At 63.3% G+C, this 22,011-nt stretch carries 18 protein-coding genes; 6 read left to right on the top strand and 12 right to left on the bottom strand.

Translation table 11 applies throughout. The features are described from left to right. Positions 1-70: 70 nt before the first annotated feature. On the top strand, positions 71-403 hold the full coding sequence (locus HDE76_RS05395) for a high-potential iron-sulfur protein (protein ID WP_179481734.1): 333 nt from the start codon (positions 71-73) through the stop codon (positions 401-403). A 441-nt stretch (positions 404-844) separates the two neighbouring features. Here HDE76_RS05395 and HDE76_RS05390 read toward each other — a convergent pair whose 3' ends face one another. Further along, the gene (locus HDE76_RS05390; protein ID WP_179481732.1) at positions 845-2,305 is read right to left on the bottom strand and encodes an amino acid permease; all 1,461 of its coding nucleotides are present in this window, start codon (positions 2,303-2,305) and stop codon (positions 845-847) included. Between the two features lie 88 nt (positions 2,306-2,393). Then, on the bottom strand, positions 2,394-3,893 hold the full coding sequence (locus HDE76_RS05385) for an amino acid permease (RefSeq protein ID WP_179481730.1): 1,500 nt from the start codon (positions 3,891-3,893) through the stop codon (positions 2,394-2,396). A gap of 161 nt (positions 3,894-4,054) precedes the next feature. Here HDE76_RS05385 and HDE76_RS05380 point away from each other — a divergent pair, with 161 nt between their 5' ends. Further along, complete coding sequence (locus tag HDE76_RS05380; RefSeq protein ID WP_179481728.1) at positions 4,055-4,606, top strand: NUDIX hydrolase; 552 nt, start codon at positions 4,055-4,057, stop codon at positions 4,604-4,606. 48 nt (positions 4,607-4,654) lie between these two features. Here the strand turns inward: HDE76_RS05380 and HDE76_RS05375 are convergent, their stop codons facing one another. The 9 genes from HDE76_RS05375 to HDE76_RS05335 form a co-directional block, all read right to left on the bottom strand. Then, positions 4,655-5,176 carry a 3-hydroxyanthranilate 3,4-dioxygenase gene (locus HDE76_RS05375; RefSeq protein ID WP_179481726.1) on the bottom strand — a complete coding sequence of 174 codons (522 nt, stop codon included), beginning with the start codon at positions 5,174-5,176 and terminating at the stop codon, positions 4,655-4,657. Positions 5,177-5,296: 120 nt separating this feature from the next. Continuing rightward, complete coding sequence (locus tag HDE76_RS05370; protein ID WP_218862493.1) at positions 5,297-5,815, bottom strand: fasciclin domain-containing protein; 519 nt, start codon at positions 5,813-5,815, stop codon at positions 5,297-5,299. 326 nt (positions 5,816-6,141) lie between these two features. Next, positions 6,142-8,031 carry a DNA topoisomerase IV subunit B gene (gene parE / locus HDE76_RS05365; RefSeq protein WP_179481722.1) on the bottom strand — a complete coding sequence of 630 codons (1,890 nt, stop codon included), beginning with the start codon at positions 8,029-8,031 and terminating at the stop codon, positions 6,142-6,144. An 87-nt stretch (positions 8,032-8,118) separates the two neighbouring features. Beyond that, entirely contained in the window at positions 8,119-9,969 is a 1,851-nt protein-coding gene (locus tag HDE76_RS05360) for an ABC transporter ATP-binding protein (RefSeq protein WP_343205660.1), read from the bottom strand. Between the two features lie 105 nt (positions 9,970-10,074). Next, on the bottom strand, positions 10,075-10,788 hold the full coding sequence (msrA, locus tag HDE76_RS05355; protein WP_179481720.1) for a peptide-methionine (S)-S-oxide reductase MsrA: 714 nt from the start codon (positions 10,786-10,788) through the stop codon (positions 10,075-10,077). Positions 10,789-10,996: 208 nt separating this feature from the next. Next, positions 10,997-11,221 carry an RNA-binding S4 domain-containing protein gene (locus HDE76_RS05350; protein ID WP_179481718.1) on the bottom strand — a complete coding sequence of 75 codons (225 nt, stop codon included), beginning with the start codon at positions 11,219-11,221 and terminating at the stop codon, positions 10,997-10,999. A 76-nt stretch (positions 11,222-11,297) separates the two neighbouring features. Next, positions 11,298-11,750, bottom strand: a complete 453-nt coding sequence (locus HDE76_RS05345) for a barstar family protein (protein WP_179481716.1) — start codon at positions 11,748-11,750, stop codon at positions 11,298-11,300. Then, positions 11,747-12,157, bottom strand: coding sequence for a ribonuclease domain-containing protein (locus HDE76_RS05340; protein ID WP_179481714.1), 411 nt, complete (start codon positions 12,155-12,157; stop codon positions 11,747-11,749). The genes HDE76_RS05345 and HDE76_RS05340 overlap by 4 nt, the downstream gene beginning before the upstream one ends. An 84-nt stretch (positions 12,158-12,241) precedes the next feature. Further along, positions 12,242-13,090 (bottom strand): DUF72 domain-containing protein, encoded by an 849-nt coding sequence (locus HDE76_RS05335; RefSeq protein ID WP_179481712.1) that lies wholly within the window; start codon positions 13,088-13,090, stop codon positions 12,242-12,244. A 151-nt stretch (positions 13,091-13,241) separates the two neighbouring features. Between HDE76_RS05335 and HDE76_RS05330 the strand changes: the two genes are divergently transcribed. From HDE76_RS05330 to HDE76_RS05320, 3 genes are all read left to right on the top strand, one after another. Continuing rightward, a complete protein-coding gene (locus HDE76_RS05330; RefSeq protein ID WP_179481710.1) occupies positions 13,242-14,936 on the top strand; it encodes a serine hydrolase in 1,695 nt (564 codons plus the stop codon). Between the two features lie 70 nt (positions 14,937-15,006). Then, the gene (locus HDE76_RS05325) at positions 15,007-16,647 is read left to right on the top strand and encodes an alpha/beta hydrolase-fold protein (RefSeq protein WP_179481708.1); all 1,641 of its coding nucleotides are present in this window, start codon (positions 15,007-15,009) and stop codon (positions 16,645-16,647) included. Positions 16,648-16,841: 194 nt separating this feature from the next. Then, positions 16,842-18,458, top strand: coding sequence for an alpha/beta hydrolase-fold protein (locus tag HDE76_RS05320; RefSeq protein ID WP_255457875.1), 1,617 nt, complete (start codon positions 16,842-16,844; stop codon positions 18,456-18,458). Positions 18,459-18,731: 273 nt separating this feature from the next. Here HDE76_RS05320 and HDE76_RS05315 read toward each other — a convergent pair whose 3' ends face one another. Further along, positions 18,732-21,155 (bottom strand): DUF3772 domain-containing protein, encoded by a 2,424-nt coding sequence (locus HDE76_RS05315; RefSeq protein WP_184505866.1) that lies wholly within the window; start codon positions 21,153-21,155, stop codon positions 18,732-18,734. A 103-nt stretch (positions 21,156-21,258) separates the two neighbouring features. On the opposite strand from HDE76_RS05315, the gene nfi reads away from it, so the two are divergent. After that, positions 21,259-22,002: a deoxyribonuclease V gene (gene nfi / locus HDE76_RS05310; protein ID WP_184505864.1), complete on the top strand. Its 744-nt coding sequence runs from the start codon at positions 21,259-21,261 to the stop codon at positions 22,000-22,002. Positions 22,003-22,011 lie beyond the last annotated feature (9 nt).

Raw genomic sequence — 22,011 nt, 5'->3', positions numbered from 1 at the left:
TTGACGAAACAGGCGTACTATCGCCGCAATCCACCGCAAAGGGCGTGGGATACATGACGGAGGCTTGCCCATGTCAAATGAGAAGAACATCGAATCACGGCGTCGTTTTTTGAAGGTTGCTGCCGGTACCACGGCCGCGGTGGCCATCATGGGTGGCCTGCCGCGCTTCGCGCGCGCCGCCGACCTGCCGCCGGTCAGTGTGGACGATCCCACGGCCAAGGCGCTGGGCTATGTGGAAGATGGCAGCAAGGCGACCGATCCGAAACACAAGGCGGGCGACAACTGCTCCAACTGCCAGTTCTACTCCGGCAGTGCGACGGGTCGTGGACCGTGCCAGCTGTTCCCGGGCAAGTCGGTCAACGCGAAGGGCTGGTGCGTTTCGCATAACCCGAAAGCGGGCTGACCTTCGCAACGTATCTTCGATGCGCGCAGGGTAGAGCGTGAAATAAAAAGGCCGGCATCTTGCCGGCCTTTTTGCATGGCGGATCGCGCAAAACACATCGGCGCAAACTCAGCCTGCAGAATTCAGTCATCGCGATAAAAGTGCTGCCCGACGCACCAAGCTGAGGAGCTGACCCCACTCGATGCGCCGGGCGGCGATCCGAAGGCCCACTGCCAAGTGATATCCCCGGACTGGGGATGATACTCCCGAGCAGCACGAATGGGCGGCTGGTACGAAAATTTCTCTCGAAAAAATCTCGTTAAGTACTTTTAAAACAAAGACTTACGAAAAAATTCTCAGTTAGCGTTGAGACTTTCAGCGACTCAGCGTGAGGAAGCATGCGTGGCCAGGAAATGCAATTATCGGCGGCAATTCGGCATTTTTCTAGCCATTCGGCGAAATTCAGGTCTTTGAGCTCAGCGCCTGCTCTTGGCGCAGATGGCTGTGCCGGCGCCCGTAGCCGAAGTAGATGGCCATGCCGACGACCGTCCAGATGCCCAGCAGCAGCCACTGGTACCAGTTCTCCCAGTACAGCAGTGCCAGGCAGCTGAGCACGCCGAGCACGCAGGTCACCGGTGCCCAAGGCACACGGAAGGTACGCGGCAAATCGGGCCGCGTCTTGCGCAGAATCAGCACGCCGGCGCAGACCGCGACGAAGGCGATCAGAGTACCCATGGACACTAGGTCACCGAGCACGTCGAGTGGGAACACCGCCGCCAGCGCGGCGATGCCCACGCCGGTAATGACCGTGTTGATATGCGGCGTGTGATATTTCGGATGGATCTTGGCGAACACCGGCGGCAGCAGACCGTCGCGAGCCATGATCATGAAGATGCGCGGCTGCGCGATGATCATCACCAGGATCACCGACGACAGGCCGATCAAGGCACCGATCTCCACGGCCCAGCGCAGAATAAACAGCTGCGGATGTGCGCGCACGGCGGTGACCACCGGCTCGGCCGTGTCGAGCTGGTCGAAGCGCAGCAGGCCGGTGATCACGGCAGCGATGCCGATATACAGAATCGTGCAGATCGCCAGCGAGGCGAGCGTGGCGATCGGTAGATCGCGCTGCGGGTTCTTCGCCTCCTGCGCCGCCGTGGACGTTGCCTCGAAACCGATATAGGCAAAGAACACCAGCGTAGCGGCGCGCATGATGCCGGCCCAGCCGTATTTTTCCGGCCCCTGGCTGGCTGGAATGAACGGATGCCAGAGCGCGGGGTTCACGTAATGCCAGCCGGCAGCGATCACCAGCACGATCAGCGCGACCTTGAAAATTACCATCACCAGATTGGCGCCGCTGGACTCCCGGATGCCGACGTAGCAAAGCCAGGTCAGCGCCATCACGATGGCGACGGCAGGGAGATTGAACAGTGCTCCCGTGGTCACCAGATGCCCGTCGGTATAGGCAAGCGGCGCATTGGTCAGCACGGCCGGAAGATGGATGCCGAAATGGTCGAGCAGGCTCACGAAGTATCCCGTCCAGCTCACCGCTACCGCGGATGCCGATACGCCGTATTCCAGCACCATGTTCCAGCCGATGAACCACGCCACCAGCTCGCCCAGCGTGGCGTAGGCGTAGGAATACGAGCTGCCCGACATGGGAATCAGCGTGGCGAACTCGGCGTAGCACAGCGCAGTAAAGCTGCAGCAGATCGCCGCGATGACGAAGGCAAGAATGATTGCCGGGCCCGCATGCTCGGCCGCGGCCTGACCGGTAATCACGAAGATGCCGCCGCCAATCACTGCGCCGATGCCCAGCGCCGTCAGTCCCCAGGGTCCCAGCGTTCGCTTCAGCGCCGGGCCGTGTTGGCCATCGTCGGTTTGCGAAAAATCGGTCTTGCGCGCGAGTAACTGTTTAAGCATCGAGTCGCCTTGCCAGCATGAGGTGGGACGGTTCGTGGTGCATCGGTAAAACGAAGGGCCGGGAGAGGGCCGGCCCTTCGATCGCGTATCAGGCGCGGCTGCTGGGGCCGCGCATCTTGCTGTGCCAGTGGCCATAGCCGAAGTAGATCGCCATGCCGATGGCGGTCCAGCCGACGATCAGCGGCCAGTTGACCTGGAACGACTGCCAGAACAGGTAGAGGCAGATCAACGAACCCAGCCCGCTGACCAGCCAAACGCCGACCATGCCGCCCGGTACGCGAAACGCTCGCGGCAGTTCGGGGCGGGTATAGCGCAACGTCAGCACGCCGATGCAGACCGTGGTGAAGGCCAGCAGCGTGCCCATCGATACCAGCTCGCCGAGAATGCTCACGGGAAACAGGCCGGCAGTGACGGCGGCAACCACGCCCGAAACGATCGTCGCGACGGAAGGCGAGCGGCGAACGGGGTGGACCCGTCCCATCGCCACCGGCAGCAGGCCGTCTTTGGACATGCTGAAAAAGATGCGCGACGTGCCCAGCAGCATCACCAGGATCACCGAGGAAAGGCCGGCCAGCGCCCCGAACGAGACGATCGCTTTCAGCCACAGCAGCTGCGGGTAGAAGCTGAGCGCGGTGGCGACCGGTTCCGGCGTGCCCAGGGCGCGATACGGCGCAATGCCTGTCAGCGTCAGCGCCATGGCGATGTACAGCACGGTGCAGATCGCCAGGGAGCCGAGGATGCCGATCGGCATGTCACGCTGCGGATTTTTCGCTTCTCCGGCGGCGGTCGATACCGCATCGAAACCCACGTACGAGAAGAACACCAGAACTGCCGCGCGGAAGATGCCGCTGGTGCCGAACTGCCCCGGGCCTTCCGCCGGCGGAATGAACGGATGCCAGTTGGCCGGGTTGATGAAACGGAACGCGAAGATGAGGAAAAGAAAAATCACGATCAGCTTGATCGACACGATGATCGCGTTGACGAAGGACGACTGCCGGATGCCGATGTAGCACAGCCAGGTCAGGCCGCCCACGATGGCCATGGCCGGAAGATTGATCAGCGTGCCGGTACCGACGATGCTATGACCGGCAAACTTGAACGGCGCCGAGGCCAGCGACTCGGGCAGAGCCAGCGACATGCCCGTCCAGTGTCCGATGATCGAAAGGCACTCGTTGAAATACCCCGACCAGCCGGCCGCCACCGTGGCGACGGCGAACATGTATTCCAGCACCAGGTTCCAACCGATGAACCAGGCCACGATCTCGCCGAGCGTGGCATAGGAATACGCGTAGGCGCTGCCGGAAACCGGAATCATCGCCGCGAACTCGGCGTAGCACAGGCCTGCGAAGGCGCAGGCGATGCCCGCGACGATAAAGCTGATCATCACCGCCGGGCCGGCATGCTCGGCCGCCGCCTGTCCGGTGATCACGAAGATACCCGCACCGATAACCGCGCCGATGCCCAGGGTGACCAGATGCCGCGCGGTGAGCACGCGCTTGAGCGAAGGCTCGCCGGTGACGCTGTCGAAAGCCGCATCGATCTGCGGCGTCGCACTGATGGGATGCTTCGCGAAAAGTTGTTTGAGCATGCGTGGGTCCCCTGAGAGAGTGGCGGCTTTTGCTGGCAGGCACAGGCTGCTGCGTGGGCCTTGCCGCTCGTTTGTGTCAATCTGGAACCATAGCCGAGCCATCGTGGGGGTACAAGCTGCGCTGCGGCTATGATCTGCTCTGGTTTTAAGCTAATCCCGCCATGACCTTCCGTTCGCCCGACACCGCTCCCCTCTTTCGAAATTACGCGGCAAGCTATCCCGAGCACGCATGGCTGGCGCAACAATTTGTCGATTTTTCGCTCGGCGGTTTCGAGACGTTTGAGCGAACCCACAGTGCAGGCCACTTCACCGGCTCGGCGTGGCTGGTCAGCGCGGACGGCGAGCGCGTGCTGTTGACTCATCACCGCAAGCTCGGTCGCTGGCTGCAGTTAGGTGGGCATGCCGATGGTGATACCGACTTGGCCAACGTGGCCCTGCGCGAGGCCGAGGAAGAATCCGGATTGACCGATCTGGTGGTCGAGCCGGCTATTTTCGATCTCGACCGTCACCGTATTCCCGCACGCGGCGATGAGCCGGAGCACTGGCATTACGACGTGCGTTACGTGGTGCGCGCCACAGGCAGCGAACAGTTTGCGATCAGCGAGGAGTCGCTGGCGCTGGCGTGGAAATCGATCCTCGACATCGCGAACGATGCGTCGGCCGATGACTCGCTGCGGCGAATGGCAGGCAAGTGGCTGGCGCGCGGTAAATAGAGTCAGCCGCGCGATAGGTTTGTCGCGTACGGCGGCATCAGCTTTATCTCAGCCGTATTTGGCTGGTGCCGGATTCAGATGGCCGCACTGGCCGCAGGTGCGCGCGTCGCGCGAACGGTAGAAACGATCGAACACCGGCGGAAAATCCTGCTCGATGTCGCCGAGCACGAAAAATTCTTCGTAGAGCTTGTGATTGCAGTTTTCGCAGAACCACAGCAGCCCGTCTTGTTCGTGCGGCAGGCGCTTGCGCTCGATCACCAGGCCGATGGATGCGGGCATGCGCTGCGGCGAATGCGGCGTGCGCGGCGGCAGATAGAAAAGTTCGCCGGCGCGAATTGGAATATCGCGTGCGCGGCCGTCGTCCTGCACTTTCAGCACCATCTCGCCCTCAAGCTGATAGAAGAACTCCGGGCCTTCGTCGTAGTGATAGTCGGTGCGGGCGTTGGGGCCGCCGACGATCATGACGATGAAGTCGCCATCGACGATGCACTTGTTGCCTACCGGTAGCTTGAGCAGGTGGCGGTTGTCGTCGATCCAGCGCTGCAGATCGAGAGGTGGCAGCAAGGACATGGGTGTCGCTCGGTAATAACCAGTCGTCACCTTAGCCCGGTCGAGCGCACAAAAAAAGCCGCCCCGATGAGGGAGTCGGGGCGCTGGTGAAACACTCGCGTTTTAAAACGGCGATGCGGATTACGGCATCAAAACCTTGTCGATGACGTGGATCTCACCGTTGGACTGCTTCACGTTGGCGATGGTGACGTGGGCGACGTTGCCCTTGTCGTCGGTAATGGCCACGCCCTGCGCATCCTTGCTGAACGTCAGCGAGTCGCCTTCGACGGTCTTTACCGAAGCCTTGCCGCCGCCTTTCTTGATCAGCTTGAGCAGGTCGGCCGAGGTCACATTGCCGGGCACCACGTGGTACGTGAGGATCTTGGTCAGATCCGCCTTGTTTTCCGGCTTCAGCAGGGTGTCGACGGTGCCGGCAGGCAGTGCAGCGAACGCTTCATTGGTCGGCGCGAACACGGTGAACGGGCCGGCGCCCGAGAGCGTATCGACCAGGCCGGCAGCCTTGACGGCGGCAACCAGGGTGGTGTGATCCTTCGAGTTCACCGCGTTTTCGATGATGTTCTTGTTCGGGTACATCGGTGCTCCGCCCACTTCGACGGTCTTGCCCATGCTCATGTTGCTCATCGAGTCGGCCATCGCCATCGGCGCCACGGCGACAGTGGCAAAAGCCAGCGAGAGTCCAAGGGCGATACCACGCAGACGCTGATTCTTGTTCATGTGTAACTCCAGATTTTCCGCTTCGCGGATTGGAAGCGTGAGGAGATACGGCGCGAGTCGTGGGTCGGATGCACGGGACCACGAACAAAACCGATGCGGCGTCAGGGTGTGCGTCAACGCCGCATGTCTGTATCTGCCGGATAACGCGGGATCGCGACCGGTGGTAATGAGGACGCGGGGCTCGTTCGAACCACGAAGCGATTCGACACACGGCGGGCCGCATTGAAAAACGCAGCCGCCGTTTGGCTGGCTCAGACTTCCAGCGTCGCCAGGTCGCCTTTCTCTTCCAGCCAGGCCTTGCGATCGCCGGCGCGTTTTTTTGCCAGCAGCATGTCCATCAGTTTGGAGGTGCCGTCCTCATCGCCGATGGTCAGCTGCACCAGCCGACGCGTATCGGGATGGATGGTCGATTCGCGTAGCTGCGGCGGATTCATTTCGCCCAGGCCCTTGAAACGCGTGGTGTTGACCGCGCCCTTCATTTTTTCGCGTTCGATCCGCTGCAGCATCGCTTCCTTCTCGCTCTCGTCGAGGCAGTAGAACACCTGCTTGCCCACGTCGACGCGGAACAGCGGCGGCATCGCCACGAAGACGTGGCCTTCGCTGACCAGGGTTGGGAAGTGCTTGAGGAAAAGTGCAGTCAACAAAGTTGCGATATGCAGGCCGTCCGAATCGGCGTCGGCCAGAATGATCACCTTGCCGTAGCGCAGCCCCGAGAGATCGTTCTTGCCTGGATCGCAGCCGATGGCGATGGCGAGGTTGTGCACCTCTTCCGACGCCAGCACCGAACCGGACTCGACTTCCCAGGTGTTGAGGATCTTGCCGCGCAGCGGCAGGATCGCCTGGAACTCCTTGTCGCGCGCCTGCTTGGCGCTGCCGCCGGCGGAGTCGCCCTCGACCAGAAACAGTTCGGTGCGGGTGAGGTCGGTCGCGGTGCAGTCGGCCAGTTTGCCGGGCAGCTGCGGGCCCTGGGTGATCTTTTTGCGGACAATCTGCTTGGCCGCTTTCAAGCGCGCGCTGGCGCGTTCGATCGCCAGCTGCGCGATCCGCTCGCCCATGTCGACGTGCTGGTTGAGCCACAGGCTGAAGGCGTCGTGGATGACGTTTTCGATCATGCCGGCGGTTTGGCGTGACGACAGTCGCTCCTTGGTCTGGCCGGCGAACTGCGGATCCTGCAAGCGTGCAGAAAGCACAAACGCCAGCCGTTCCCATACGTCTTCCGGCGCCAGCTTCACGCCACGCGGCAGCAGGTTGCGGATGTCGCAGAACTCGCGGATGGCCGTGGTCAGGCCGGTGCGCAGGCCGTTCACATGCGTGCCGCCCTGCGCGGTGGGGATCAGGTTGACGTAGCTTTCCTGCACCAGTTCGCCTTCCGGCAGCCAGGCCAGCGCGACCTCCATGCCTTCGACATCGCGCGCCATGTGATGCACGAACAGCTCGCTGGGCAGGGCCTCGGCGCCGTCGAGTTCGCCGCGCAAATAGTCGCGCAGGCCGTCCTCGTAGTACCAGTCGTTGACTTCGCCGCTGGCAACGTCGGTGAGCTTGACGCTGAGGCCGGCGCACAGCACGGCCTTGGCCCGCAGCAGATGCCGCAGCCGCGCCAGCGACACCTTCGGCGAATCGAAATACTTGGCCTCGGGCCAGAAATGCAGGGTGGTGCCGGTGCGCTTCTTCGGCACGGAGCCGACGATCTCCAGCGGGCTGACCTTGTCGCCGTGCTCGAAGGCCATGCGGTATTCGTTGCCATCGCGGCGGATCGATACCTCGACGCGATCGGACAGCGCATTGACCACCGACACGCCGACGCCGTGCAGGCCGCCGGAGAAGTTGTAGTTCTTGCCGCTGAATTTTCCGCCGGCGTGCAGTCGCGTCATGATCAGCTCGACGCCAGACACGCCTTCTTCCGGATGGATGTCCACCGGCATGCCGCGGCCGTCGTCGCTCACCTCGACCGAGCCGTCCGCATGCAGCACCACTTCGATACTGCGCGCGTGGCCGGCCAGGGCTTCATCCACCGAGTTGTCGACCACTTCCTGCACCAGATGGTTCGGGCGGGTGGTATCGGTATACATGCCGGGTCGGCGTTTGACCGGGTCGAGACCGGAGAGGACTTCAATATCGGCGGCGTTGTAGCGACTGCTCATGCGTGTGTTTCAACCGGGGTGGGACGTCTAGCGGACAGCGAAGCATGGGGCGCGGGGGCGGGCAGGGTCAAGCTGCAGGGGTGTTTTCTAGCGGTAGCCTTGCGCCTGCAGCGAAAACAGGTGGGCGTAGTGGCCGGCCTGCGCCATCAGCTGCTCGTGGCTGCCGCGTTCCTTGATGCGGCCGTCCTGGATCACGATGATCTGGTCGGCCATCCGCACTGTCGAGAAGCGGTGCGAGATCAGGATCGCGATGCGGCCGCCGGACAGTTCGCGGAAATGCTCGAAGATGGTGGCTTCGGCTTCGGCGTCCATCGCCGCGGTGGGCTCGTCCAGCACTAGGATGTCCGCGCGCGAGCGCATGAAGGCACGCGCCAGCGCGATCTTCTGCCACTGTCCGCCGGACAGCTCGCGGCCGTCGCGAAACCACTTGCCGAGCTGGGTATCGAAGCCGGCCGGCAAGGTGTCGATGAATTCGCTGGCCATGCCCTTGTCGCTCGCTTCGCGCCAGCGCTCGGCGTTTTCGAACGCGGTCACGTCGCCGACGCCGACGTTCTCGCCGACGCGCATCTGGTAGCGCGCAAAGTCCTGGAATATCACCCCGACACGCTGCAGCAGTACGCCTTCATCCCAGTCGCGCAGGTCGTTGCCGTCGAGCAGCACGCGGCCGCTGTCGGGCGAGTACAGCCGCGTCAGCAGCTTGATCAAGGTGGTCTTGCCGGAGCCGTTCTGGCCGACCAGCGCCAGCGACTCGCCGGGTTTGATGTGCAGGTCGATATCCTGCAGCGCCGGCTCGGTCGCGCCGGGATAGGTGAAGCTGACCCGCTCGAAGCGAATGCCGTCGCTCGGTTGGGCGCCGACCTGCACGGTGCCGGTGGATGGCGGCACCGGAGTTTCGAGGTACTCGTAGAGTGTCGACAGATAGAGGTTGTCCTCATACATGCCGCCGATCGCCGACAGCATCGCCGACACCGCCGACTGACCCTGCCGGAACAGCATCAGGTACATCGTCATCTGGCCCAGCGTGATGCGCCCGACCACCGTGCTCATGGCAATCCACACATAGGCGGCATAAAGCGTCAGCGTGCCGAGCAGGCCCAGCCCGAAACCCCAGCTGTCGCGACGAATGGTCAGGTCGCGGTCGTCGCGATAAAGCGTGTCGAAGATGTTGCGATAACGATCGAGCAGCAGTGGCCCGAGGCCGTAGAGCTTCACTTCCTTGGCGTGGTCTTCGCGCGCCAGCACCGTTTCCAGATACAGCTGCATGCGCGTCTCGGGCGAGCGCCAGCGGAACAGGCGAAACGCATCGCCGGAAAATTTGGTTTCGGAAATAAAAGACGGCAAACCGGCCAGCAGCAGGACCAGCACCGCCCACGGCGAAAAATGGAACAGCAATGTGCCGTAGCTGATCAGCGATATCGCGTTCTGCCCAAGGCCGAACGTGCGCGTGACCAGCGACAGCGGCCGCGTCGAGGCTTCGCGCCGCGCGCGGGTGAGTTTGTCGTAGAACTCCGAATCCTCGAAATGGGCCAGCTCCAGCGTCAGCGCCTTTTCGAGAATCATGACGTTGACGCGCTGGCCCAGCAGCGCGCGCAGTAGCGACTGGCATACCGAGAGCCCACGCTGAGCGCCGGCCAGCAAGGCCACCAGCAAACCTTCGAGGAGTACCCAGCGGATCACCGGCCACCACGGCGCACTGCCGTTGGCTGCCCATTGGCGACTTGCTTGGACCACGGCGTCGACGATGTGTGCACCCACATACGCCACGCCGGCCGGCAACAGACCGGCGATCAGCGTGAGCAAGGCCAGCGCGATGGTCAGCGGCCGGCTGGTGCTCCAGACCAACTGGAGCGCGCGGCCGCTGTAACGAAACACGCCCAGAAAACTGCGCGTGAGTTCATTCGATTCAGTCGCTGACGAAGAGGTGGCGTGAGGCGTCACGAGGGGAGAGTCTTCCAGCCAGCCGCGCGGCGCGCGCAGAAGTCCAGAGATGGGGATCGTGACGCCTCACGCAAGTCGAACCTATCGTGACGCGTTGCCAATGACTCAGTGCAGCTGAACTTCGACGACCTGTTGCTCGTCCTTGTAGATCGTCGGATAGAGCTTTTTCAGCTTCGAGACCATCGGCGCATCGTTGTAGGCGATGTACGGATTGTCCGGATGCAGCTGCGCATAATTCTGGTGGTAGGCCTCGGCCGGATAGAACGCCTTCAGCGGCACCACCTGCGTCACGATCGATCCGTGGAAGGTTTTGGCCGCGGTCAGTTGCGCGATATAGCTGCTGGCGATTTTCTGCTGCTCCGGGCTGTTGTAGAAGATTGCCGAGCGGTACTGCGTGCCGCTGTCCGGCCCCTGCCGGTTCAGCTCGGTCGGATCGACCGGCACCGAGAAATACACCTGCAGCAGCTGGCCGTAGCTGATCTGGCTGGGATCGAACTCCACGCGGATCGACTCGGCGTGGCCGGTATCGCCATCGCTCACCTGGTCGTAGTGCGCGGTGTTGGCCGCGCCGCCGGAGTAGCCAGCCTCGACCTTTTGCACGCCTTTGACGTGCTCGAACACGGACTGCATGCCCCAGAAGCAGCCGCCGGCCAGCACGGCGATCTGGTCTTTCGACGCCGCGGTTTTCGGGGCATCGATGGTGGGTGCGGGAACAACGCCGGCATCGCTGGCCGCAGACGCGGACTGGCAGGCGCTCAGGCCGGCCATCATCAGGGCGGCGGCCAGGGGCAGGGCTTTGAACAGGGTGCGACGATTCATGGTGGCCTCGCTAGCGGTAAGGATGCGGCAGGTCGCGATGCATCCAGTTACGTGGTGACGACGGCAGCGGATGCAGCGGGAAGGTGCCTGGCCTTCGTTTCTTACGGCTCTGGCCCGGCGTTCCTGCAGCATCCGGATGCCCCGGATACACGTTATTCGCTCACCGGCCGGCGCGGGTTACCCTTCCGGCCTCGATCGTCGCCGCGCTTCAGCGGGCGTCCGCCAGCACGTGGATTTCCATGTCGTCGATGGTGACGACCTGACCCGCACGGATCTTGCAGGTCTTGCGCAGTTCCATCGTGCCGTCGACCAGCACGGCGCCGCTGGCCACAATCGCCTTGCCGGCACCGCCGCTGTCGCAGATGCCGGTGAGTTTGAGCAGCATGTTGAGTTCGACGTAGTCGCCTTCGAGTTCGAAATCCTGGGTTTGCATGATTTTCCGGCTGAGGTGATGAATGCGTGGGTGATGAATGTTTGGAGTGATGAATAAGGTGTTGGAGCGGGAAACGTCAGCCCGCGGCTTCGGTGGCCGCGTCAGGCAACGCGAGAAACGCGAACCACGGCATGTCGTTGTCACTGGCAAAGGTGGCGGCGTCGTCGAGAATACCAAGCAGGATGTCGAAGTCCGCTGCCGCAGAGCGCCGCAAATCGTCGGCGTGGTCGAACAGCAGCACATAGCCCCAGGCCGGCATCCAGCGCAGATCGCGCAGGCTGTCGGCCAGCGCATCCCAGTTGTCGCCAAACGTGGCGGGTAGTTCGAGCGACACGCTCAGCCGTCGCAGTAAATCAGCCTTGCCGTGGCAACCGGAAAGGTCGGTATGGCAAACGCGCAGCTCGTCGCGCGCCGCGGTTCTGGCCAGCCGCGCAAGGTCGTCGCTGCCCACGAAGTAGATTCCGCTCTGCGTCGGCTGCGTGAGGTTCGGGTCGATCTCGCGCGGGCCGTACGAGCGATACAGGCTCATTGGGCCACCTTGAACGCGCGAAAGCTGCGGTAGTGATCGTCGGTGTAGTAATAGATTTGCGGCGGCGTACCGCCGGTGATGATGCGCCGTGCGCCGCGCGTGTCCGCACCGGGTGTTTCCACCGTGTACTCGTGGTAATAGCCGCGCGGCTCCTGCGGCAGCAGGTTTTCGTAGTTGCCGAACACCACGCCGTCCTGCCGATGCGTGAAAGGGCCGCCGCTGGCGATTCGGTCCAGCGTGGCGCTAGCTTCCGCCGGGAGAAAGCTGGGCAGGCCGGCATCGGTGCTGGCGCTGCGGGTTGTGGGAAAAACGTTCGTTCTTCCGCCGATCGATGTCCCGTGTCCCGACCAGAAGATCGCGGCAGCCGCTAGCGCGATAAGCAGGATCAGTGGCTTGAGTTGGCGCATCGGAATTCACACGCAGGGTTGATAGACCGAAAGCTTAGTCCGTTGGCCGTGCGCGTAGCGACAATCTCTCGCGGCTATCGTGGATCAAGCGGCGTCGACGCGCGCCTGCATCGCCATGGCGGCGGCGGGATTGCGCTCTTTGGCGCTGCTGATAAAGAACACAAACACATCGCGCGCTTTTGCCTTGGCGGTGGGCTGGCCCACATGCGGAAGGTCGTCCGGATCGCCGCCACGTGCCCAGACGCTCGCGCGTTTCGCCCACTGGCCGAGTGCGCTGGCCGAGTAGCCCGTGGCGATATCCGCGTGGCTGCGCATCATCCGCGCGTAGACGAAATCGCCGGTGATATCGGCCATCGACGGATAGGTGGTCGAGTCGGTGAACACCGTGGCCACGTTCTGCGCGCGCGCCAGCTGCAGGTAGGTATCGCACAGAAAGCTCTCGTGCCGCACTTCCAGCACGTGGCGCAACGGGCGCCCGTTCAATGTGCGCGGCAGCGCGTCGAGAAAGGCATCGAGATCGTCGCGATCGAATGTGCGTGAGGGCGGCAGCTGCCACAGGATCGGTCCGAGCCGTGCACCGAATTCGTCCAGGCCGCCGCTGATGAAACGCTTCGCAGCGGCGGTCGACTCGGCCAGCCGTCTACCTTGGGTTACCGTCTTGGGCGCCTTCAGCGAAAACACGAAGTCCTCCGGCGTCTCGGCGGCCCACTTCGCGTAGACGGCTGGCGTCTGCGCCCGGTAGAAGGTGCCGTTGATCTCGATGGCGCGCAGCTGCCGGCTGGCGTATTCCAGCTCACGTCGCTGCACGAGACCCTCGGGATAAAAATTCTTGCGCCAGGGTGCAAACGTCCAGCCGCCGATGCCGACGCGAATCGGCGAGGTCCCGGCAGCGGGTGCCGGGCTGGCGAATAGATCGTCGGTGGTCGATGGCATCGGGGGCAACGTCCTACGGGTAGGAAATATGGTAACCGGCTAAGACGATGCCGGGTCGCTGTCGGGGGTGGCGTGAAGAACCATGACTTCCAGCGCTGGCTTCGCGCCTGCTTTGCCGCGATAGTTGGTCGATTGACCTGAAGGAATCGATATGCCAAAGACCTTTTCCCGCCCATCGCTTTCTCTCGGGACGGTAAGTCTTTTCGTGCTGCTGGCGCTGGCTGGATCCGCCAGCGCGCAGACCTCGCCCGCACCGGCTCTCGCCGACGCCGGAGCGGCCTCGTCAAATACTCAAGACTCCGCGGCATTGCCGACTCAGTTGCAGGATTTCGGCGCCTACGTCGAGAGCGCGCGCAAGACCTTCGACGTGCCGGGCATCGCCGTGGCCATCGTCAAGGACGGCAAGGTGGTGATGGAGCAGGGCTTCGGCCTGCGCGAGGTTGGCAAGCCGGACAAGGTCGATGCGCACACGCTGTTCGCCATCGCGTCCAATACCAAGGCGTTCACCGCCGCGGCGCTGCAGCAGCTGGCCGAACAGGGCAAGCTGAAGATGGACGATCGAGTGATCGATCACCTGCCGTGGTTCCGCATGTCCGATCCCTACGTTACGCACGAGATGCGCATCCGCGACCTGCTGGCGCATCGCAGCGGCCTGAGTCTGGGCGCGGGCGATCTGCTGTACTGGCCGCCGACCTCCTACACCACGAAAGAGGTCGTCGAGCACCTGCGCTACGTGCCGATCAAGAACGGCTTTCGCAGCGGTTACGCCTACGACAACATCCTGTTCGCCGTGGCCACCCTGGTGATCGAACAGGCGTCGGGCCAGAGCTACGCCGACTATGTGCGCACCCACCTGTTCCAGCCGGTCGGCATGGACGAGTCGCTGATCGACAAGACCTATCTCAAGCCGGGGATGGACGTGGCGACCGGCCACGCGCGGGCCAATTTCAAGAATCTGGAGCCGGTGCCGCCGATGGCCTGGTTGAACGATCCGGGCGCGGGCGGCATCTACGCCAGCGTGCACGATCTGGCCAAGTGGATGAACGTGCAGCTGGCCGGCGGCGTGTTGCCGGGTTCGAGAAAAGACGGCAAGCCGGTGCGGTTGTTCTCCGAGGACAGCCAGCAGCAGATGTGGTCGATGCTCACGCCGATCACCATCAACAAACCGCCGATCCCCGAGCTGGCGCCGCTGACGCCGCACTTCTACGGCTACGGCGAGAGCTGGTTCCTGTCCGATTACCGCAATCAGCGGCTGGTCTGGCATACCGGTGGCTGGCCGGGCATGGTGTCGCGCGTCACCCTGGTGCCCGAGCTGCATCTGGGCGTGGTGGTGCTGACCAATCAGGAATCCGGCGCGGCGTTCAACGCGGTGACCTACCGGGCGCTCGATGCCTACCTCAACCCGACGCAGAAGACGAACTGGGTAGCGGTTTACGACAAGGCGGTGAAGCAGGCCGAGTCGAAGGCCGACGGCAGCTTCGCCGCCCATGAAAAGGCGCGCGACAAGAGCAGCAAGCCGTCGCTGCCGCTGGCGCAATATGCCGGCATCTATCGCGACCCCTGGTATGGCGACGTGATCATTAGCAACGAAGGCGGCAAGCTGCGCTTGCGCTTCAGCAAGACCGCTCAGCTGATCGGTACCTTGTCGCCGTGGCAGCACGACACGTTCACCGTGCGCTGGGACGATCGCGACCTGAATGCCGATGCCTTCATCAGCTTCAGCCTCGATATGGACGGCCATATCCGCGAGGCGCGGATGGAGCCTATCTCGCCGCTGACGGATTTCAGTTTCGACTTCCAGGACCTGCGGCTGGCGCCGGTGAAGCCGGCTATGGCGAACGAGTAAGACGCTGGACGCCACGCTGCGGTGGCGAGTGAAATTCCGCTTGTCTGTCCTTCTTTTTCGGAGATGATCCATGCGTTATCGCCATGTTGCTGCTGCCGTGTTGCTGTCCGCGTTTCTTGTCGGTTCGGCCGATGCGCAGACCGACGCGCTCCCCGCGCACCGCTTTTTCCACGTGCAGTTAGACAGCTCGGCGTCGGCCACGCCGACCTCCGGCAGGCTGCTGCTGTTCGCCGTCGAGGCCAAGGCGGCCGAGGCCGACGCGAAGACCGAATCCGACGGCAAGAGCAGCACCGTCGATGACGTGGACGCCAATCCCTTCAGCGCCACGCAGACCTCGGTGGCCGCGCGCGAGATCAGCCGCTGGACGCCCGGTCAGATCAACGATATCGACGCCGACCAGCTGGCTTTCCCCGCCGGCTTTTCCCAGCTGCCGCCGGGCGACTATTACGTGCAGGCGGTGCTCGATACCGAGCATAGTTACAACTACCTCGGGCGCGGCGCGGGCGATCTGGTCAGCAACGTGGTGAAGCTGCATCTGCCGGTTGCCAGCATCCCGACGCTGGCGCTGAGCAAGGCGCTGCCGGCGCGCGATCCGTGGAAGCTGTCGGCGTCTGCGCCTGCGGCCGCCCGTGATGCGTTGCCGGAGGCGCGCCAGCACGCCACGGCGATCCAGTTCGTGAGTCCCTCGCTGAGCGCCTTCTGGGGCCGCCCCATCACCATGCGCGGTCAGGTGCTGACGCCGCCGGGCTACGATGCGAAGGCCGGCAAGCGCTATCCCACCGTGTATTACACGCAGGGCTTCGGCGGCAACAACGATCGCGTTGCCGGTCCTCTGACGACGGTGTATGCGGCGATGAAGCAGGGCGAGATGCCGCCGATGATCTGGGTATTTCTCGACGAGTCCAGCCCCACCGGCACGCACGAGTTCGCCGACTCGGTCAACAACGGGCCGTGGGGACAGGCGCTCACGACCGAGCTGATTCCGCAGCTGGAAACGCAGTACCGGATGGATGCCAAGCCGAGCGGGCGCTTCCTCAACGGCCACTCCTCCGGCGGCTGGGCCACGCTGTGGCTGCAGACGCGCTACCCGAAAATTTTCGGCGGTACGTGGTCGACGTCGCCCGACCCGAGCGATTTCCACGATTTCACCGGCATCGATCTGTACGCGCCGCATGCCAACGTCTATCGCAAGCCGGACGGCTCGGCCTATCCGCTGGTGCGCGATCACGGCAAGGTGCTGGGCACGTTCGAACAGTTCGCCAAGCTTGAGCGCGTGCTCGGCACCTATGGCGGCCAGCTCGGTTCGTTCGAGTGGGTGTTTTCGCCGCGCGGCAAGAACGGCCTGCCGCTGCCGATGTTCGATCGCGACACCGGCGATATCGACCCCGCCGTCGTTGACTACTGGCGCGATCACTACGACATCAGCTGGCGGCTGCAGCACAACTGGCCGCAGCTGAAACCCGATCTGGACGGTAAGATCCATCTGATCGTCGGCACGGCCGATACGTTCTATCTCGACGGCGCCGCGCACAAGCTGCAGGCGACGCTGGACGGGCTGCATGCCAGATCGGATTTTCGTTTCCTGCCCAACCGCACGCATATGGATCTGTACGTACAGGGCAAGGATCGACAAGGCTTGCTGAAACAGATCAGCTGGGAGATGTATGCGCAGGCGCGGCCTGACTCGCCGCTCAAGCCACCGGCCCATTGAGACTGCCGCCGCAAAATGCGCCGACCCGCGAGGGCTCTGCTGACGCGAAGATGACTCGGCGCCCGTTATCCTGAGGTTTCTCGTATCCCAACGTGCGACATGCCGCGTTGAGTAGATGGAAATCATTGGAAAAGCTTGGCATGCGCAAGTCGGTATGGATCGCTCTGACGTTGTCCCTGGTGGTCGTACTGGCCATGCTCGCGTCGGCCCTGGCGCTGCGCTGGCATGCCGGGGTGACCCCGCCGATCTTCAAGGTGGAACTGGACGGGGCGGCGACGCAGCCGGTGTCCGGCCGGTTGCTGTTGTTCGCTACCGAAGCCACGGCGGCGCGCAAGGCAGCCAAAAATGGCAAGGTCGAAAGCGTCGACGCCGATCCGCTCTACCCCATGCGCACGGCGGTGGCGTCGCGTGAAGTGAGCCGGCTGGCGCCGCGGCAAAGCGTCACCATCGACACGGACAATCAGGCGTTTCCCAGGAGCTTCTCGAGCCTGCCGCCGGGCGAATACCTCTTGCAGGCCGTGCTCGATCTGGATCACAACTACAATTACAGCGGACGCAGCGCCGGCGATCTGGTCAGCCCGGTGATCAGCGTGCATCTGCCCGCCATCACGCCCTCGACGCTCAGGCTGGTGCGCGTGCAGTCCGAGCCGTACCCGTGGCAGATGACGTCGGCGCCCGATCTGCAGGCAGCCGCGCCGGACGCGCGTGCGCATACCAAGCCGATCGATAGGGTGAGCACGGTGCTATCCGCGTTCTGGGGCCGGCCCATCCATATGCGCGGCTGGGTGCTGACGCCGCCGGGTTATGAAACCAGCGGTAACGCCCATTTTCCCACGGTCTATTACACCCACGGCTTCGGCGGCAGCGAGGAGCGGCTGATCAACACCCTGGTTGGCGTACATCTGGATATGGTCAAGGGACAGATGCCGCCGATGATCTGGGTTTTTCTGGATGAGTCCGGCCCCACCGGCACGCATGAATTTGCCGACTCGGTCAATAACGGACCGTGGGGCAAGGCGCTGACAACCGAGCTGATTCCCGCGCTCGAATCGCATTACCGCATGGATGCGAAAGCATCAGGACGGTTTCTCACCGGCCACTCGTCCGGCGGCTGGGCAACGCTGTGGCTGCAGATCAATTACCCGAAACTATTTGGCGGTACCTGGTCGACGTCGCCGGACCCGGTGGACTTTCATGATTTCTCAGGCGTCAATTTGTACGCGCCGCACGCCAACGTCTATCGTCGGCCGGACGGCACGCTGTGGCCGCTGGAGCGGCTGAACGGAAAAGTGCAGGGGACCTTCGAGGATTCGGTCAGGCTGGAGCGCGTGCTGGGTGCGTACGGTGGCCAGATGTCGTCTTACGAATGGGTGTTTTCGCCGCGCAACGACGATGGTCGGCCGGCCCTGCTGTTCGATCGGGACACCGGCACGGTCGATCCGGCAGTCGCCGCGTACTGGCGGGATCACTACGACATTGCCCATCGGCTGCAGGCCGACTGGCCAAAGCTCGAGCCCGACCTCGAAGGCAAAATCCACGTGATGGTCGGTACCGCCGACACGTACTATCTGGACGGCGCGGTGCACAGACTGCAGGCGGTGCTGGACGGGCTGCACGCCAAAACCGACTTTCGCTATCTGCCCGGGAAAACGCACGCGGATTTGTATATGCACGGCGACGACCCGCGCGCCCTGCTCAAGCAGATCAGCTGGGAAATGTACGCCCAGGCGCGACCTGACTCCTCGATTAAAGCGCCGGCGCAGGCGCTGATGGTCGCACCTGCGTCCACCGTGGCACAGCACGTCGACTGAGGCGTGGCGAACGGCCGCCGGCTGATTAAGAGCCTGTTCAACGTCTCCGCATGGCCCTTTGGATTGCCTAACCGTGGTCGTTTTGATAGATCGCATGGCGGGTGCGACCCCAAACCCTTTGCGAATGCGGTGCGCACGTCGCGGTAGCGTAGGCAGGGAATGATAGAGCTGCCGTCGGGCGTAGCGGTCGTCACGCACAATCTCCACGGTGAGTGGCGGGATTTTCTTCAAATTCCACGAGCGAAGGTGGCGTCGAGCAGGCCTTCGTTTCTCTCAATCCTTGTCCTCGTGGTTGTCGTCGCCGACCTGTGGAGAGGGAAGCGTGCGTACCACCATGCTTTGCGGGCTGGTCATCGGCAGTTTGGCGTCGCGCAGACGTTCGAGTGTTTCGAACAGCAGATCGCTTTTCACCGCGCTGACGTCGCGCGGACTGTTGACATAGGCCGTGCAGTCGAAGGTCATGGTGCCCGCATCGAGATTGTCCAGCCGCACCACGGGTGCCGGCGTCGCCAGGGTCGAAGCATGCGCATTGAGCACATCGAGAATGATTTCACGCGCCCTGCCGGCATCGGTATCCAGCGGCATAGGCAGCGTGATGTGTACGCGGCCCTGCGCGTTGGCGAGAGTCACGTTGCGCACGTTCTGGGTGATGAACTGCGAGTTCGGCACGATCATGGTCGAACGATCGCCCATCTGAATTTCGGTGGCGCGCACATTGATGCGGCGGATGTCGCCTTCCACGCCACCGATACTGACCCAGTCGCCCACCTTCACCGGGCGCTCGGCCAGCAGAATCAGGCCGGAGATGAAGTTCTGCACGATCGCCTGCAGGCCGAAACCGATACCGACCGAAAGGGCGCTGGCCATCCAGGTGATGCTGGTCAGATTGACCTTCAGCTCGACCAGGGTCAGTACGAAAATGAGCACGCCGCCGACGTAGCCGATCAGGGTGAGCACCGAGTTCTGCATGCCCAGATCGAACGAGGTTTTCGGCAGCAGCTGTTCGCTCAGCCAGCGCTTGACGATGCGCAACACCACCCAGCCGGTACCGAATACCAGCAGTGCCGCAAAAATATTGCCCGGGACAATTTTCAGCTCGCCCAGCGAACCTCCCGACGACAGCAGCGCGCCGGCACGATCGGCCAGTTCCGATGGGCCCGCGCCGAAGGGCGCCAGCACGAACGCAATCGACATCAGCAACAAAATCGCGCGGGTGATGCCGGACAGCACCGTGCCGATCTGTTCGAGCGCTCTGGCAGGCATGCCGAAGCTGGCCTGCAGGCGTTTCCCGGTGCGCCCCTTGGGCGCAAAAATCGTGTCGAAAATATCGTCGACCAGGTGCATCACCAGATACAGCGCCGTGAGGATCACGCCGACCCATAGCATCTGCCGCGCCATGAAAAAAGCGAACGCGATATAGCCCGATGCAACGCCGAGCAAGGTGAGGCCGACGGAAACGAAGGCCGCCGCCACAATCAGTCCTACCCAGACCGGCCGCTGGCTCGGTTCTTCACCCGAGGCCAGCATGACGCGGCGTGACTTGCCCAGCCGAATCAGCGCATCGGCAAACAGCACGGCAATCAAGGTGGCGACAAACCCGCGCGTCGCCACGGTGGCCGGCAGGCTCAAACCGATGGCGCTGATCACGCTTTCCAGCAGGCCCAGTAGAAACGCCGCGGCACCCAACAGCCAGGGGAACAGGCGCAGGCGCTGCGCAGCGTCATCAGATAGCGAAGGCAATCGCCATGACGGTCGCTGCGTCGACAATATGGCGCGGCCAAGGCCGGTAAGAAACGCCGCGAACGTCACTAGGCGCGCCAGCTTCTGGCCCAGGTCGGCAAGGTCGTCGCTGAGGGTGTCGTTCCAGTTCAGCGCCTCGTACGCAAAATGCGCTGCCAGTCCGACGGTCAGGGTGTAGGCCAGAGCGATCGTCACGGCCAGCGCGCTGCGGCGCAGACGCCCCGCGGGCATGCTGCTTGTGGTCAGGTGCACCAGCGTTCTTTCGATCAGCCAGCGCACCACCGTCATCAGCAGCACGGCAAAGATCAGGCACAGGATGAACGGGGTGCGGTTGGGCAGCTGCCACGCCGTGGATACGGCATCGGCGACATTGCTTTTCAAGAGTTTCGCACGCGCCAGATCGTCGGGGAACGCCTGTGCCGGATCGGCCCAGAACGCACCGCTGAACGGCGTGGCCGTTCGCGATGCCAGCGAGGCCTGGAATTGATCGCGGCGCATATCGGACACATGCGCGGCCAGCTGCGTCGCTTCGGTACTGAGTGAATTGGCCTGTTTGATCTGGCCGTCCAGTTCGTTCTTGGCCTTGGTCAGCTGCCGCCTTTGGGCGCTGAGTTCCGACGATTCCGGCGGTGCACCCTTGGCTGGTGCGGGGCCAAGCACGTCCAGACGCGTCTGCAGGCTGGCATCCTGTGGTGCCAGACTGGTGGCAAGCTGTTCGGCTTTCTGCTGCACGGCGAGTGCGCTGGTGCGCAGATCGTTCAGTGGCGTGTCCGGTTTTTTCGCATCGACCGAACTCTTGATGTTGTCCAGTTCGCTGCGTAGCTGGGTCAGCGTCTGCACCGGCGTCAGCGCAGGCTGGGCGGCGGACGCGCTGCTGGCCGGCGCATCCTGCGCCACGGCGATGCTGCCTGAAAAGGTCAGCAGAAGAATGAAAAGATAGCGAAGCGAGTTGGGCATCCGGCGATGATCCGGTCCTGGCCGCGGTCGGTCAACCGAAATGACGGTCGTGAGGCGCTCGCTTTGACGCCGCGTTCAGACTCGTTTGCTCAGTCTCGCGGATATGACCGAGCAAGACGACGATGCGTCGAGCCCACACGGCTGGCCACACTTCGACACCGGCGAAACGCTGGCCTGGGACGGCGACGTCGCGCGCGCCCGCGCGCTCCAAACCGAACTTGCGCATCGCGTGCGTCTTGAGGACGACTATCCGCCGTTGCGCCTGCTAGCCGGCGTCGACGTGGGCTTTGAGGAGGACGGTGCGATCACAAGGGCCGCCGCCGTGCTGATCAATGCGCAAACCCTGCAGCCGCTGGCGGAGGTCATTGCCCGACGGCCGACGCGGATGCCGTATATCCCGGGGCTGCTGTCGTTTCGCGAGCTGCCCGCGGTACTCCATGCGTTGGCCGAACTGCCGCAGCCGCCGGACCTGATTTTCGTTGACGGTCTTGGCGTGGCGCATCCGCGCGGTCTGGGCATCGCGGCGCATCTGGGCGTGATCACCGGTTTGCCCACCATCGGCGTGGCCAAATCAATTCTGGTCGGGCATCACGCCGAACTGGGACCGCTGCGCGGGGATCGCACCGATCTTATCTATCGCGGTAAACGCATTGGCACCGTGTTGCGCAGCAAGGATCGGATCAAGCCGCTGATCGTTTCGCCCGGGCATCGTGTGAGTCAGGCAAGCGCGCCGGATCTCGTGCTGGCCTGCTGCACGCGCTACAAATTGCCCGAGCCGACGCGATTGGCCGATCGGCTGGCATCGCGGCGCGATCGATCGGGACAGCAGGTTTTGCCATTGGGCTGATAGTTGGGT

The sequence above is a fragment of the Rhodanobacter sp. ANJX3 genome (assembly GCF_014200755.1).
Lineage (GTDB): Bacteria > Pseudomonadota > Gammaproteobacteria > Xanthomonadales > Rhodanobacteraceae > Rhodanobacter.
The sequence above is the reverse complement of the archived record's forward strand: the minus strand, read 5'-3'. Positions and strand labels throughout refer to the sequence as shown.